The organism is Streptomyces sp. 840.1, from assembly GCF_003751445.1.
Lineage (GTDB): Bacteria > Actinomycetota > Actinomycetes > Streptomycetales > Streptomycetaceae > Streptomyces.
This window is the reverse complement of record NZ_RJUU01000001.1, coordinates 3,176,986-3,191,438: the sequence shown is the minus strand read 5'-3', so window position 1 is coordinate 3,191,438 and position 14,453 is coordinate 3,176,986. Positions and strand designations below refer to the sequence as shown.

Annotated in this window: 13 protein-coding genes; 6 read left to right on the top strand and 7 right to left on the bottom strand. The window is 71.8% G+C overall.

Annotation, left to right across the window (positions count from 1 at the left end; translation table 11 throughout):
• Nucleotides 1-40: 40 nt before the first annotated feature.
• The gene (locus EDD93_RS14655) at nt 41-1,690 is read right to left on the bottom strand and encodes a cellulase family glycosylhydrolase (RefSeq protein WP_123525567.1); all 1,650 of its coding nucleotides are present in this window, start codon (nt 1,688-1,690) and stop codon (nt 41-43) included.
• Between the two features lie 223 nt (nt 1,691-1,913).
• Here EDD93_RS14655 and EDD93_RS14650 point away from each other — a divergent pair, with 223 nt between their 5' ends.
• From EDD93_RS14650 to EDD93_RS14640, 3 genes are read left to right on the top strand one after another with little or no spacing between them, the layout of a single operon-like run.
• On the top strand, nt 1,914-2,615 hold the full coding sequence (locus EDD93_RS14650; RefSeq protein WP_123525566.1) for a YciI family protein: 702 nt from the start codon (nt 1,914-1,916) through the stop codon (nt 2,613-2,615).
• Complete coding sequence (locus EDD93_RS14645; protein WP_260255737.1) at nt 2,612-3,892, top strand: RNA polymerase sigma factor; 1,281 nt, start codon at nt 2,612-2,614, stop codon at nt 3,890-3,892. The genes EDD93_RS14650 and EDD93_RS14645 overlap by 4 nt, the downstream gene beginning before the upstream one ends.
• Complete coding sequence (locus tag EDD93_RS14640) at nt 3,885-4,499, top strand: sugar O-acetyltransferase (protein WP_123525565.1); 615 nt, start codon at nt 3,885-3,887, stop codon at nt 4,497-4,499. Before EDD93_RS14645 ends, EDD93_RS14640 begins: the two co-directional genes overlap by 8 nt.
• Here the strand turns inward: EDD93_RS14640 and EDD93_RS14635 are convergent.
• The gene (locus EDD93_RS14635; protein ID WP_123525564.1) at nt 4,492-5,286 is read right to left on the bottom strand and encodes a response regulator transcription factor; all 795 of its coding nucleotides are present in this window, start codon (nt 5,284-5,286) and stop codon (nt 4,492-4,494) included. The genes EDD93_RS14640 and EDD93_RS14635 overlap by 8 nt on opposite strands.
• A 283-nt stretch (nt 5,287-5,569) precedes the next feature.
• Here EDD93_RS14635 and EDD93_RS14630 point away from each other — a divergent pair, with 283 nt between their 5' ends.
• Nucleotides 5,570-6,013 (top strand): N-acetyltransferase, encoded by a 444-nt coding sequence (locus tag EDD93_RS14630; protein ID WP_123525563.1) that lies wholly within the window; start codon nt 5,570-5,572, stop codon nt 6,011-6,013.
• Nucleotides 6,014-6,028: 15 nt separating this feature from the next.
• On the opposite strand, the gene galK is transcribed toward EDD93_RS14630, so the two are convergent.
• The 3 genes from galK to galT are packed head-to-tail and all read right to left on the bottom strand — an operon-like array spanning nt 6,029 to nt 9,251.
• Complete coding sequence (gene galK / locus EDD93_RS14625) at nt 6,029-7,234, bottom strand: galactokinase (RefSeq protein WP_123525562.1); 1,206 nt, start codon at nt 7,232-7,234, stop codon at nt 6,029-6,031.
• Complete coding sequence (gene galE / locus EDD93_RS14620; RefSeq protein ID WP_123525561.1) at nt 7,231-8,211, bottom strand: UDP-glucose 4-epimerase GalE; 981 nt, start codon at nt 8,209-8,211, stop codon at nt 7,231-7,233. Before galE ends, galK begins: the two co-directional genes overlap by 4 nt.
• Nucleotides 8,208-9,251: a galactose-1-phosphate uridylyltransferase gene (gene galT / locus EDD93_RS14615; RefSeq protein WP_123525560.1), complete on the bottom strand. Its 1,044-nt coding sequence runs from the start codon at nt 9,249-9,251 to the stop codon at nt 8,208-8,210. The genes galE and galT overlap by 4 nt, the downstream gene beginning before the upstream one ends.
• A 298-nt stretch (nt 9,252-9,549) precedes the next feature.
• On the opposite strand from galT, the gene EDD93_RS14610 reads away from it, so the two are divergent.
• Both EDD93_RS14610 and EDD93_RS14605 read left to right on the top strand, forming a co-directional pair.
• Complete coding sequence (locus EDD93_RS14610; RefSeq protein WP_123525559.1) at nt 9,550-11,220, top strand: sodium:solute symporter family protein; 1,671 nt, start codon at nt 9,550-9,552, stop codon at nt 11,218-11,220.
• 15 nt (nt 11,221-11,235) lie between these two features.
• On the top strand, nt 11,236-11,544 hold the full coding sequence (locus EDD93_RS14605) for a hypothetical protein (RefSeq protein WP_123525558.1): 309 nt from the start codon (nt 11,236-11,238) through the stop codon (nt 11,542-11,544).
• A 41-nt stretch (nt 11,545-11,585) separates the two neighbouring features.
• On the opposite strand, the gene EDD93_RS14600 is transcribed toward EDD93_RS14605, so the two are convergent.
• The gene (locus EDD93_RS14600) at nt 11,586-12,278 is read right to left on the bottom strand and encodes a LuxR C-terminal-related transcriptional regulator (protein WP_123525557.1); all 693 of its coding nucleotides are present in this window, start codon (nt 12,276-12,278) and stop codon (nt 11,586-11,588) included.
• A 248-nt stretch (nt 12,279-12,526) separates the two neighbouring features.
• Entirely contained in the window at nt 12,527-14,425 is a 1,899-nt protein-coding gene (locus EDD93_RS14595) for a PQQ-binding-like beta-propeller repeat protein (protein ID WP_123525556.1), read from the bottom strand.
• Nucleotides 14,426-14,453 lie beyond the last annotated feature (28 nt).

Genomic DNA, 14,453 nt, shown 5'->3' with positions numbered 1-14,453 from the left:
CGGCCGGCCGGGGCGCCAGCCCCCGCCGGCCGGCGCCGTGTCACGCGGCAGCGCAGGCCGCGCCGCTGAGGGTGAACGCGGCCGGGGGCGTGTTCGTGCCGCCCCGGTTACCGGTGAAGCCCACGGTCACCGTGCCGTTCGGAGCGATCGCAGAGGTGTACGAGGCCGGCGTGACGCTCACCGAGCCGCCCGTCTGCCGGGGCGTACCGCCCCACATGTTGCTGATCGTCTGGCCGTCGGCGAAGGCGAAGCCGAGCGTCCAGCCGTCGATGGCGGCGGTGCCGGTGTTGCGGATGGTGATCTCGCCCTGGAAGCCGCCCTGCCACTCGCCGACCACCTCGTAGCCGACCGAGCACGTGCCGGCCGGTGCGGTGGAGCCCGAGTCCGTGGTGAGGCCCACGGCGGCCGACCGCGCCGAGCGGTTGCCGGCCGCGTCCCGCGCGTAGACCGCGAAGGAGTACGCGGTGCCGGCGCTCAGGCCCGTGACGGTGACGCTCCCGGTGGCCGACGAGGCGGCCGCGGTCTCCGTGGCGCCGTCGACCCGGACGACGTCGTAGCCGGCGACGGCCACGTTGTCCGAGGACGCGGCCCACGTCAGGGTGGCCGAGGTGTCGGTGACGGCGGAGGCGGCCGGGGCGCCGGGAGCCGTCGGGGCCTCGGTGTCCGACGGGGCACCGCCGTAGACCGCGGCCTCGCGGGACGTCTGCGCGATGCCGTCGGCGCCGTGGAGGACGCGCTCGCCCCAGGGGCTGAGCCGCGCCGGGTCGAAGCCGACGGCCAGGTCGAGGACCGGGTCGGTGTTGCCGCTCCACGACCAGGCGATCCAGCCGAGCCCGAGCCGCTGGGCCTCGGACATCATGGTGTCCTCGTCCGGGTCGCCGTACTGGTCGGCCGGTCCGCCGAACTCGCCGATGACCAGGGGCAGTCCGGCGTCCACGAAGGCGTTCAGGTAGTCGGTGACCTTCTGGGCGGTGTTGTAGACGCTGTACATGTGGATCGAGAAGAGCAGGTTCCCGGCCGGGTCGGCGTCGTACACCGCCTGGGCGTTGTCCCGCATGACGTTCTGCCAGTCCTGGCCCCAGTTGGGCGCGTCCACCATGATCGTGTGCGCGAGACCGGCGGCGCGCAGCTTCTTGACCGCGGCGGTGGTGGGGGCGGTCCAGCCGGCCGGATCGGTGTTGCCCCAGGGCTCGTTGCCGATGTTGATGACGACGTAGTCCTCCTGGCCGGCGAGGACGTCCTTCAGCCCGATCCAGTAGTCGGCCGCGTGGTCCAGCGTGCCGGCGGCGGAGTCCTCCCCGTACCCGGTGGTGTCGTGCACCTCCAGCACGCAGATGAGCCGGTTCGCCCTGCACCGGGCAATGACGGCGGCGACGTCGTCGGGCCCGTTCCTGCTCCACCGGTCGCCGTCGGAGAGCACGACCCGGACGGTGTTGGCGCCGGTCGCCTTGATGTCGGCCGTCGACCCGGTCTCGCCCGGGTACCAGGTGTGCGCGTGATTGACCCCGCGCATGATGAAGTCGTCGCCGTTGCCCTCGACCAGGCGGCCGTCGCTGATGTGCAGGCCGGCGCCTGCGGCGGCCGCCTGCGCCGGAGCGAGGCCGCCCAGCGCGAGGAGACCGAGCAGGGTGGCCAGGACGGTGAGGATGACGGTGACGGGACTCTTCGCCGTGTGTCTCGCTGTACTCACTGCGGCTCCAGATGAGGGAGGAGGAGGGCGGACCACCGATGTGGGAGCGCTCCCACACCGGTGCGCATCCATGAAGCCATTCGGTCAGGGGCACGTCAAGAGCGCGGGCGGACCCGGGTGAGTGGGAGCTGTCGCCCGAACTCTTCCCGTCGGGCTGTCGGATTCGGCGGACGCGGTTCGTCGTCTTCATGAGACGTTCGCAACGGCAGCAAGGAGAACGGTCATGAAGTACGTGTTGTTCATCGCCACGGACCCCGACGGAGAGCGCACCGACGAGAACCCACAGGCGTGGGCCGAGAGGTGGAACGGGCGCGGCGTCCGGCTGGAGGGGATGCCGCTCAAGCCGGTCGAGGAGACGCGCACGGTCCGCGTCCGCGGGGACCACGTGCTGGTCACGGACGGCCCGTTCGCCGAGACGGCCGAGTGGATCGCAGGGTACGACCTCCTGGAGGCCGCGGACCTGGACGAGGCGATCGAGGTCGCCGCCTCGCACCCGATGGTGACCGCCGGGCGCATCGAGATCCGCCCGGTCGAACCGGCCGGCCACGGTCCGGGCACGGACAACCTCCCGCACGAGGGCGACGCCCCCGCCTCCCGCTTCCTCGCGATCATGCGGACCGACCCGGGCGCGCCGCCCTTCACCCCCGAACCCGCCGCGGTGGCCGAGTGGGTACGCGAGGGCCTGGCGTCCGGCCGCTACCTCGGCGGCGAGCACCTGCGCCCCGTCGAGGACGCCACGCTCGTACGCCGACGAGGGGGCGAACTCCTCATCACGGACGGGGCGTACACGCAGGCGCCGGAGTGGGTCGCGGGCCTCGCCTTCGTCGACGGCGACCGCGAACAGGTGCTGGAGTACGTCCGGCGCTGCCCGATGGCCCGGACCGGGGTGGTGGAACTGCGCGAGTTCTGGAGGGACTTCGGGTGAGTGAAGGGGCGGGCGAGACGCTCGCCGGGCGCACCGCTGCGGCGGACGTGCGCGCGGCGCTCGCCGCGGCCCACCGCGCCGAGTGGGGCGTCGTCTTCGGCACGCTCGTCCGCCTCACCGGCGACTGGGAGCTGGCCGAGGACTGCGCGCAGGACGCGTTCGCCCGCGCCCTGCCGGCCTGGGAACGGGACGGGGTGCCGCGCTCGCCGGGCGCGTGGCTGGTGACCACCGCCCGGCGCCGCGCCGTCGACGTACTGCGCCGCCGCACGGCGGAGCGCGACAGGGTCGTGGAGGCGGCGGCGCTGGAGGAGGGTTACGAACCGGCGCCGCCCGGCGACGAGCGGCTGCGGCTCATCTTCACCTGCTGCCACCCGGCGCTCCCGCTGGAAGCCCGGGTGGCCCTCACCCTGCGCGCGGTCGGCGGGCTCACCACACGCGAGATCGCCCGCGCGTTCCTGGCCGGCGACGACACCGTCTCGCAGCGCATCCTGCGCGCCAAGCGGAAGATCGCGGCGGCCGGCATCCCGTACCGCGTCCCGCCGCCCGGCGACCGCGCCGAACGGCTGGGCGGGGTCCTCGCGGTGCTCTACCTGATCTTCACCGAGGGCTACGCGCCGAGCGACGGCAGCACCACCCGCGACCGGCTCGCCGACGAGGCGATCCGGCTGGCCCGGCTGGTCACGGCCGAGGCCCCGGACGAGCCGGAGGCGCGCGGGCTCCTCGCCCTGCTCCTGCTCCAGCACTCCCGCCGCGCCACCCGGCTCGACGCGGAGGGCGGCCTGGTCACGCTGGAGCACCAGGACCGGTCGCGGTGGGACCACGCGCTGATCAGCGAAGGCGCGGCCCTGGCCCGCGAGGCGCTCCCGGCGGGCGGGCCCTACGCCCTCCAGGCCGCGATCGCCGCCGAGCACGCCCTCGCCCCGGACGCCGCCGCGACGGGCTGGGCGGCGATCGTGGCCCTGTACGACCGCCTCCTCGCCCTGCGTACGAACCCGGTCGTCGCCCTCAACCGGGCCGTCGCCCTCGGCGGGCGCGACGGCCCGCAGGCCCAGCTCGACGCCGTCGACGCGCTCGGTACGCCGAGGGAACTGGCCGGCCACCACGCCCTGGCCGCCGTCCGCGCGGACGCGCTGCGCCGCCTCGGCCGTACGCGGGAGGCGGCGGCGATGTACGAGGAAGCGAGGACGGCGGCCCCGAACGGGGCGATCGCCCAGGAGTACGCTCACCGGCTCGCCGAGCTGGGACACCGGACGAAGGGAACACCGCACCATGGCTGACGCCGACCACGACGAGATACGCGCCCGGATCGCCAAGGGGCTCGTCTACACCGAGTCCGAGGCGGGCTTCCTGGCCCCCCGCCGCCGCGCGGACGAGATCTTCGCGTACAACCACACGCCCCCCGGCCAGAAGGAGCGGCGCCGCGAGCTCCTCGCCGGGATCCTCGGCTCCGTCGGCGAACGTGCCATCCTCCAGGCCCCGTTCCACGCCGCGTTCGGCAGCAACGTGCACATCGGCGACGGCTTCTTCGGCAACGTGAACCTGACGTTCATCGACGACGTCGACATCCGTATCGGCAACGACGTCATGATCGCCCCGAGCGTCACCCTGACGACGACCGGACACCCCCTGCACCCCGCGCGCCGGGCGGACTTCGGCCGGTTCTCCGAGCCGATCGTGATCGAGGACAAGGTGTGGATCGGCAGCAACGTCGTGGTCCTGCCCGGCGTCCGGATCGGCTACGGATCGGTGATCGGCGCGGGCAGCGTGGTCAGCCGCAGCATCCCCGCGATGAGCGTCGCGCTCGGTACGCCCTGCCGGGTGGTCCGGCCCATCACGGACGCGGACCTCGCCACCGAGGAGCAGCCGGCCGGAAACGTCACATGAGCTGCTGGACAGGCCCTGGACCGGGCTCCTGGGGCGCCATCGGATCGGCCGGGCCCACGCCCGCCCGTCTCGCCAGCGCGACCGCGGCCAGTGTCGAGTGCACCCCCAGCTTGCCCAGCACGTTCTGCATGTGGGTACGGACCGTGTGCGGGGAGAGGAACAGCCGCTCCGCCACCGCCTTGCGGCCGAGCCCGGCCACCATGCAGCGCAGCACCTCGCGCTCGCGCGGGGTCAGCGACTCGACGAGCTGCTCGCTCTCGCTGCGGTGCTTGCGGTCGGCCAGCAGCTCCCGCAGGACCCCGGTGAGCAGCGCGGGAGGCAGATGCGTCTCGTCGCGCAGCACCCCCCGGACGACCGCCAGCAGCCGCTGCAGCGAACAGTCCTTGGCGACCCAGCCGCAGGCCCCGGCCTGCAGCGCGAGGGCGGCCCGGCGCGGGTCGTCCTTCTCCGCGAGCACCACCGTGCGCACCGAGGGCCGGTTCGCGCGGACCCCGGCGACCAGCGAGATGCCGTCGGCCTGCCCGTCTCCCCCGGCGGCCCGGACGGGCACCGCCACCGGGCCGGTGGTCCTGCGGCCGCCCGCCGGGGCCAGGATGCCCAGCTCGGCGTCGACCAGCATCACGTCGTACCCGCGCCCCTCGGCGGCCGCGCGCTCCAGGCAGCGCAGGGCGGCCGGGCCGCTGCCCGCCGCCGCGACGTCGACGTCGGGTTCGGCAGCGAGCGCCGCGGCGAGCGATTCGGCGAAAATGCGGTGGTCGTCGACCACGAGAACCCGGATACGGACCACAGGCACCCCCATGCTGTGCGTTCTGGGGCGCCCCGTAGCGTGCGCCCCCCGTCAGCGACGGACAGGCACGGGTGCGACACCCGGAACGGGGAACCGGACCGCGGTGCCACGGCCGCCGCCGTGCACCGACTGCCACCCCCCACCCGGGTGTCGCACCCGGCTGTCTCGTACCCCTGAATCAGCACCGGCCCCCACCGGTGCTGTGCCTCAGCGTACGGGCGGCCGACCGGAGCGGGAGGCGATTCGCAGAAGTGGGGGCTCAGACAGACCTAGGGTGTTGTGCATGTTCCGTTTTGAGACAGAAGTGGACAGGGAACGACGTCAGTTGCTGAGCAGGCGGCTCCGCGAGGACAACACGGCCGGCTCCGCGGAGATCCGCGCGCTGCGCACCGGTCCCGCCGGGCGCGAACTCCCGCTGGAGGTATGGGCGCTGGACGAGCGGGGGCAGGTCGCCGCCGGGCTGACCGGGCGGACCTGGGCGCACTGGCTCCATGTGGACCTGCTCTGGGTCGACGCGGAGCACCGGGGTCTCGGCCTCGGTTCACGGCTGCTCGCCGAGGCGGAACGGGTGGCCCGCACCGACCGGGACTGCACCCGCTCCCGGCTGGAGACCTGGGACTTCCAGGCTCCGGACTTCTACCGGGAGCGGGGTTACGAGGTGACCGGGCGGGTCGAGGACTACCCGCCGGGCGTCACGGAGTTCACCCTCACCAAGCGGCTCGGCTAAGGCCTTTCGTCCGGATCAGACGATCCGGTGGGCGCCCGCCGACGGGACGGCGGGGAAGACGCGGGGGGCCGCGTAACCCGCCGAAGTGAACGCCTCCTGAACCGACTTGGTGACGGTGTCCGCCTGCGCCTCCTCCAGGAGCACGATCGCGGAGCCGCCGAAGCCGCCGCCGGTCATCCGCGCACCGAGCGCCCCGGCCGCGTTCGCCGCCTCGACCACCAGGTCCAGCTCCACGCAGGAGACCCGCAGATCGTCCCGGAGGGAGACGTGGCCCTGTGTGAGGACCGGGCCGGCCGCGCGCACGTCACCCGCGTCGAGCAGCGCGATGACCTGCTCGACGCGCTGGTTGTCGCTGACCACGTGGCGCACGCAGCGCACGACGGCCTCGTCCGCGCCGGCGGCGGCCAGCGTGTCGAGCCCGGCGCCCAGCCCCTCGTACGGGAGCTCGCGCAGCGTGCCGATGCCGAGCAGCCGGGCGCCCTCCTCGCAGGCCGCGCGCCGCTCCGCGTAGGCGCCGTCACCGAGCGCGTGCTTGACGCGGGTGTCGACGACGAGGAGCTGGAGGCCGTGGGCGGCCAGGTCGAAGGGGATCTGGCGCTGGGTGAGGTCGCGGGCGTCCAGGTGCAGGGCGTGGCCCTCGGTGCAGCAGGCCGAGGCCATCTGGTCCATGACCCCGCAGGGGACGCCGACGAAGGCGTTCTCCGCGCGCTGGGCCAGCACCGCCAGTTCGGCGTGGCTGAGCCCGAGCCCGAACAGGTCGTTCAGGGCGAGGCCGGTGACCACTTCGAGGGCGGCGGACGAGGAGAGCCCGGCGCCGGTGGGGACGGTGGAGGTCAGCTGGATGTCGGCGCCGGTGACCGGGTGGCCGGCCTCGCGCAGCGCCCAGAGCACGCCGGCCGGGTAGGCGGCCCAGCCGTGGCCGGAATGCGGGGCCAGCTCGTCGACGCGGAGCTGGACGACGCCGCCCGGCACATCGGTGGAGTGCAGCCGCAGCACACCGTCGGTGCGCCGCGCGACGGCGGCCCGCGCGGTGTGCGGCAGGGCGAGCGGCATCACGAAGCCGTCGTTGAAGTCGGTGTACTCACCGATCAGGTTGACCCGGCCGGGGGCGGCCCAGATCCCCTCGGGGGCGGTGCCGTACAGCTCGGTGAAGGAGGCGGTGAGCTCGGCGGATGACTCGGCCGGCTCGGTGGCGACGGTGGGCTCAGCGGTGTCGGTCATGGTGCGGTGGGCTCCTCTCGGCGGGCGAACGTCCAGGCGTCGGAGACGATTCCGGCCAGGTCGGCGCGGACCGGCTGCCAGCCGAGGCGCTCCCTGGCGGTGGCGGCGGAGGCGACGAGGACGGCCGGGTCGCCGCCGCGGCGCGGGGCCGGGGTCTCGGGGACCGGGTGGCCGGTGACCTCACGGACCGTCTCGATGACCTCGCGGACCGAGAAGCCGTTGCCGTTGCCGAGGTTGCAGATCAGGTGCTCGCCCGCGGTGGCGGCTTCGAGGGCGAGCAGGTGCGCCTCGGCCAGGTCGGCGACGTGGATGTAGTCGCGGACGCAGGTGCCGTCGGGGGTGGGGTAGTCGTCGCCGTACACGGAGATCGACTCGCGCTGCCCGAGGGCGACCTGGAGGACCAGCGGGATCAGGTGGGACTCGGGGCTGTGCCGTTCGCCGCAGCTGCCGTAGGCCCCGGCCACGTTGAAGTAGCGCAGCGAGACAGCGGCGAGCCCGTGGGCGGCCGCCTCGCCGGTGATCATGTGGTCGACGGCGAGCTTGGTGGCGCCGTAGGGGCTGGTCGGGGCCGTGGGGTCGGTCTCCGTGATGGGGCTGGAGACCGGCTCGCCGTAGGTGGCGGCGGTGGAGGAGAAGACCAGGGTGCGCACCCCGGCCCCGCGCATGGCGGCGAGCAGGGCGGTGGAGCCGCCGACGTTGTTGACCCAGTACTTCTCCGGGTCGGCGACGGACTCGCCGACCTGGGAGTACGCGGCGAAGTGCAGCACCCCGTCGTAGGAGGGGTCCAGCCACTTCGCGGCGTCCTGGACGCGGCCCTCGACGAACTCGGCGCCGGCCGGGACGCCCGCGCGGAATCCGGTGGAGAGGTCGTCGAGGACGGTGACGGTGTGCCCGGCCTCCAGCAGGTGCTGGGCGACCACGCTGCCCACGTATCCCGCGCCGCCGGTCACCAGGTACTTCTTGGGGGTCTTACTCACTCGCTCGCTACCTCTCGCAGTCGCGCGGCCGCAGCCTCCGGCGGCACATCGTTGATGAACACACTCATGCCGGATTCGGAACCCGCGAGGAACTTCAGCTTGCTGGTGGTCCGTCGCACGGTGAAGAGCTCGAGGTGGAGCGCGAACTCCTCCCGGTCGGGGATGCCGAAGGGTGCCTGGTGCCAGGCCGAGATGTAGGGCGTCGGGGGCCGGCCGGGGCCGAATATCCGGTCGAACCGCCTCAAGAGTTCCAGATAGATCTGTGCGAACTCTGTGCGCTCGGCGTCGTCGAGCTCCCGCAGGTCGGGGACGCGGCGCAGCGGGTAGAGGTGGACCTCGTAGGGCCAGTGGGCCGCGTACGGCACGAAGGCGACCCAGTGCTCGCCGGAGATCACGATCCGGTCGCCGTCGGTCAGCTCGCGGGCGACGAGGTCGTCGAAGAGGTTGCCGCCGGTCTCCGCTCGGTGCTTCTCCATCGAGCGGAGCATCAGCTCGGTGCGCGGGGTGACGAACGGGTAGCCGTAGATCTGCCCGTGCGGGTGGCCGAGCGTGACGCCGATCTCGGCGCCCCGGTTCTCGAAGCAGAACACCTGCTCGACCTGGTCGAGCCCGGCGAACTCGGCGGTGCGGTCGGTCCAGGCCTCCAGCACCAGGCCGGCCTGCTCCTCGCTGAGACCGGCGAACGACGAGTCGTGGTCGGAGGTGAAGCAGACGACCTCGCAGCGGCCGGAGTCACCGGCGAGCGAGGGGAAGCGGTTCTCGAAGACGACGACGTCGTAGTGGTCGTCGGGGATCTCGCTGAGCCGTCCCTCCTGGGAGGGGCAGAGCGGGCACTCGTCGGCCGGCGGGTGGTACGGGCGGCCCTGACGGTGCGAGGCGACGGCGACGCTGTCCCCCAGCAGGGGGTCCCGGCGGATCTCGGAGGAAGTCGCGACGGCGTCGAGCGGCCGCCGGTCGACGGCGTCCCTGACCACGTCGTCGCGGCTGTCGAAATAGAGCAGCTCCCGGCCGTCGGCGAGCGTCGTAACCGTCTTCTTCACCAGACTCCTCCCAAACATAACCCAACACAATGAACCACAAATCAACAGACACGTCAATGAGCCGACGCCCGCCGAGTGCGGCCGGATGTGATCTGGGTCTCGCGCGGCTTTCGCGTGACTTACGCGCGATTCCCGCCGGGTTCCGCCCCGTTCCTGTGGGGTTCCCATGGGTTGAGGCCGGGTTTCCGGGCCATACGATCACAATCAAACAAAGAACCTCAATGGAACTGTTCATTTTCTGAACACAAGGGCGTAGTTTCCTTCGGGTTCAGTACACGCAACGAAGCGAGTTCCCCCCATGCACTCTCTGGCATCCGGGCTCCGGCTCCCCACGAACGGGCTCGATTACACGATCCTGGCGATCTACTTCGTCGTCGTTCTCGGCATCGGCTTCGCCGCTCGCGCGAGCGTGAAGACGAGCCTCGACTTCTTCCTCTCCGGACGGTCACTGCCCGCATGGGTGACCGGTCTGGCCTTCGTGGCGGCCAACCTCGGCGCCACCGAGATCCTCGGCATGGCGGCAACCGGCGCTCAGTACGGCGTCGCGGTCGTCCACTGGTACTGGATCGGCGCCATCCCGGCCATGGTCTTCCTGGGCCTCGTGATGATGCCCTTCTACTACAAGTCCAAGGTCCGCTCCGTACCGGAGTTCCTGCTCCACCGCTTCGACAAGTCGGCACACCTGCTGAGCTCCATACTCTTCGCCTTCTCGGCGGTCCTGATCGCGGGCGTCAACCTGTACGCCCTGTCGATCGTGGTGGAGGCTCTCCTCGGCTGGCCGCAGTGGGTCGCGATCGTCGTCGCGGGCCTCTTCGTCCTGATCTACATCACCATCGGCGGGCTCTCCTCCGCCATCTACAACGAGGTACTGCAGTTCTTCGTCATCCTCGCCGCGCTGATCCCGCTGACGATCCTGGGTCTCAAGCGCGTCGGCGGCTGGGACGGGCTGAGCGACTCGCTGACCTCCAGCCACGGCTCGAACTTCATGAGCGCCTGGGGCGGCACCGGCATCGGTGACGCCAACCCGCTCGGCGCCAACTGGCTGACGATCGTCCTCGGCCTGGGCTTCGTGCTCTCGTTCGGCTACTGGACGACGAACTTCGCCGAGGTGCAGCGCGCGCTGTCCGCGAAGAACCTCTCGGCCGCCCAGCGCACCCCGCTGATCGCCGCGTTCCCGAAGATGTTCATCGTCTTCCTCGTGATGATCCCCGGCCTGGTCGCCGCCGTGATCGTGCCGAACATCGGCACCGCGGGCTCGGGCACCACGTACAACGACGCGATCCCGCTGCTGATGCGGGAGCTGCTGCCCAACGGTGTCCTCGGCATCGCGGTGACCGGTCTGCTGGCCGCGTTCATGGCGGGCATGGCCGCCAACGTCTCCTCGTTCAACACCGTGTTCACCACGGACATCTGGGCGCGGTACGTGAAGAAGGACCAGTCGGACGCGTACTACCTGCGCTTCGGCCGGGGGATCACGGTCGTCGGGGTGCTGGCCTCCATCGGCACCGCGTTCATCGCCGCCAGCTTCTCCAACATCATGAGCTACCTCCAGACGCTGTTCTCCTTCTTCAACGTCCCGCTGTTCGTGGTCTTCATCATCGGGATGTTCTGGAAGCGCGCCTCGATGAAGTCCGGTGTCTGGGGCCTGCTGGCCGGTACCACGGCCGCGATGGTCAACTACTTCGTCATCTACAAGCAGGGCATCATCGACATCCCGAGCGACCAGGGCGCCAACTTCGTCTCCGCGATCGTCGGGTTCGTCGCCGGTGCGGTCGTGATGATCGTCGTCACGCTGTTCACCGCCCCCAAGCCGGAGGCCGAACTGGCCGGTCTCGTATACGGAACCGAGTCGCCGGGCCTCGAAGAGGCGCCTGCGGAGGGCGACGACGCCTGGTACCGCAAGCCGGCCCTGCTGGGCTGGGGCGCGATCGTGCTCGCCGCCCTGTGCTACGTCCCCTACTCGTTCTGATCGGAGTAACTCACCATGTCCGAACTGCACAAGGAAGTCTCCGAGCTGGAGAAGAAGTCGGCCACGGCGGCCCGCCTCTTCGACATCCGGACGATCATCGGCGGTCTCTTCGTGGTCTACGGAGTCATCGTCACCATCGCGGGAATCAGCCCGTCCGACGCCGACCTGAAGAAGGCAGAGGGCGTCCACATCAACCTGTGGACCGGCCTGGCCATGCTGGCGCTGGGGCTGTTCTTCCTGGTCTGGATGAAGCTGCGGCCGGTCCAGGCGCCCGTCCCGCCGTCGGACGCGGCCCAGGACACCACGGGCACGCCCGGCAGCTGATCCGCCGCCGCGCAGTCACCGCCGGGAGGGGCCGGACACCGTCAGCCGACGGGGTCCGGCCCCTCCCGCGTACCGGCGGCCCGGTCCAGCAGCCCGGTGCGGGCGGCCAGCGCCGCCGCCTCCAGCCGGGAGCCGACGCCCAGCTTCATCAGGACCCGCTGCACATGGGTACGGGCGGTGCTCGGGGCGATCCGCATGCCGGCCGCGATCAGCCGGGTGCCCTCGCCCTCCGCGACCCGGACCAGGACCTCGACCTCGCGCGGGGTGAGCAGCTGGAGCAGCCGCTGCCCCTCGTCGTCCGGCTGGACCGCCGGGTTGAGCAGCTCCGCGAAAGCGCCCTGGAGCAGTTGCGGCGCGACCGCCGCCTCGCCCGCCCGCGCCTTGACGATGGCCCGCTCGACGCCCTCGATGCGCTCGTCGTGGCGGACGTAGCCGGCGGCGCCCGCCGCGAAGGCGGCCGCGATGCCCAGCGGGCTGGGCACCGGACCGAGCACCACCACGGCGATCTGCGGGCGCTCGCGCCTGATCCGCACGATCGGGTCGAAGGCGCCCGGGGCGGCGGGCGCGGCGGTGCCGTAGAGGCAGACCTCCGGGGCCCGGCCGACCACCAGGTCCGCCGCTCCCGAGGTGGGCGCGGCGGCGGCGAGCACCCGGTGACCGCGTAGTTTGAGCGCCGAGGCGAGCGCCTCGGCGAGCAGTCGGTGGTCATCGACCACCATCAGCCGCACGCTCATCGAGCAAACCCCCGTAGCACTGGCGCCGGGCCCCCGGACTTCTAGTGCCGTGCACTAGACCCGGCAAGTTACACGGATGTTCGACGCCGCGTGCGTCTTAGCCGCAGAAGGCCCGTGGAATGGCCATGGATTACCCAATCGTGTTCTGTTCCGGCCCACTTGAGGGTCATAACCTGACTGCGCAAACGCGGCCGGCCCTGCCGGTCGACTGATCGACCGGCAGGGCCGGGGGGTGTGCTGACGTCCGGTCAGTTCGCACCGAACGCGACGACGAGGTACTCCTTGTCGTCCAGCGAGCTCTCTCCCGACTTGCTGATCATCGTCTCGGAGATGAACAACCGCCCACCGCTGTAACGGTATTCGGCGTACTCCGGGGAGAAGCTGGTCTCCGCGTCCCGGATCGTCTCGTCGCTCGGGTTCTCCATCAGCACGGTCTGCTTGAAGGTGCTGCCGTCGATGGAGACGACCTGGCCGCCCTTGTCGTACGGGGGCTCCTTGTAGGCGATGATGTTGCCGCCGTCCATGCGGACCGGGAACAGCGTGTAGTCGTCGCCCGCGTCGGCCCGGTCGCCGGTCTGCTTGCCGGTGGCCAGGTCGAAGGAGACGATCTCGTTGGTGTCGCCGGCGGAGTCGTTGCTGCCGTCGTGCTCCTCGGTGGGCACGTAGATGCGGTTGTTGCCGACCGCGACCTGCTGGCAGCTCTCGACCTCGGTGGAGCGGCAGCTGGCCGCGTACTTCTCCCCGTCGGCCGGAATCCGGGCCAGCAGCTTGCCGGTGGCGGCGTCGATCGAGAAGAAGTCGGAGATCCCGCTGCCGTCACCCGCGGTGTCGCCGACGTCCGCCGCGACCACCAGGGGCTTGGTGGAGACGATGCTCGCGTACTCGACACCGGGCGGCATCTTGTACGAGGAGAGCGGAGCGCCCGAGGTCGGGTTCAGCGCCTGGATGGTGAGCTGGGGGTCGTCGTACGCGCCGCACTTGCGGACCACGGCGAGTGCGTCGCCGCCGCCGTACCCGCTGTCGTAGCAGCGGTCGGTGCTCACCTTGGGCTTCCAGCGCTCGGCGCCGGTGTTCAGGTCGAAGGCGGCGCCGCCGTCGGTGCCGGCCGCGGCGACCGTGGTGCCGCTGAGGGTGATCTCGGCGAAGCGGACGGGTTCGTCACCGCCGGTGGCGGCGGTGACCGACTTGCTCCACATGAGCTTGCCGGTGCTGAGGTCCAGGGCGCCCACGTGGTCGCAGCTCTGGTACTTCTTCGCGGCGGTGCGCTTGGCCCCCTCGAAGGCGACGGCCGTCTTGAAGTCCTTGCTCATGTGCCGGGAGGCGGCGCAGAGCTGGCCGGGCAGCGGGATCGACCAGAGCTTGGTGCCCTTGGCCGGGTCGTAGCCGATGATCTCGTTGACGCCCGTCTTCACGTACGCCTTGTCCGTCAGCCAGGAGCCGTCGACCGTGGTGACGTCGGTGACCTTGGGCTGCGGCAGCTGGAAGGCGACCATGCTCCTGGTGTTCGCCGGGACCTTCTCCTTGCCGCTGCCGCCGCCGAGGTCCTTGCCGTCGCCACCCTTGTTCTCGCCGTCGGCGCCGGCGGAGGTGGACGCCTCGTCCTTCTTGTCGTCGCCGTCGCCGCCGCTGGAGGCGTACCAGACGCCGCCGCCGACGATCAGCACCACGGCGACCACCGCGGCCACGATGATCTGTGCCTGGGTGGAGAACTTCTTGGGGCCGTTCCCGTTCTGCGGCGGCTGACCCGGCTGCTGCATCGGGGCGGTCGGGTACCCGTAGCCCTGCGGCGGCTGGCCCTGCTGCGGGTAGCCGTAACCGGGCTGCTGCTGCGGCTGGCCGGGCGGGAAGCCGTAACCGGGCTGCTGCGGCTGGCCCTGCGGGAAGCCGTAGCCGGGCTGCTGCGGCGGCTGGCCGGGCGGGGGCGTCTGCGGGTAGCCGTAGCCCGGCTGCTGCTGCGGCGGGCCGGCGGGCGGCGGGGTGCCGTACCCGCTTTGCGGCGGGGTGGCCGGCGGACCGGCCGGCGGCTTGCCGAACGGGTCGGCGGGCGGCGGCGTCGGTGCGCCGAAACCGCCGGGCGGCGGGTCCTGCGGTGCGCCGAACCCGCCCTGCGGCGGTTCGTTGGGCGGCGGCTGGGGCGGCTGCGTCATGGCGTTGGGTACCTCTGGGAGAAGGAGA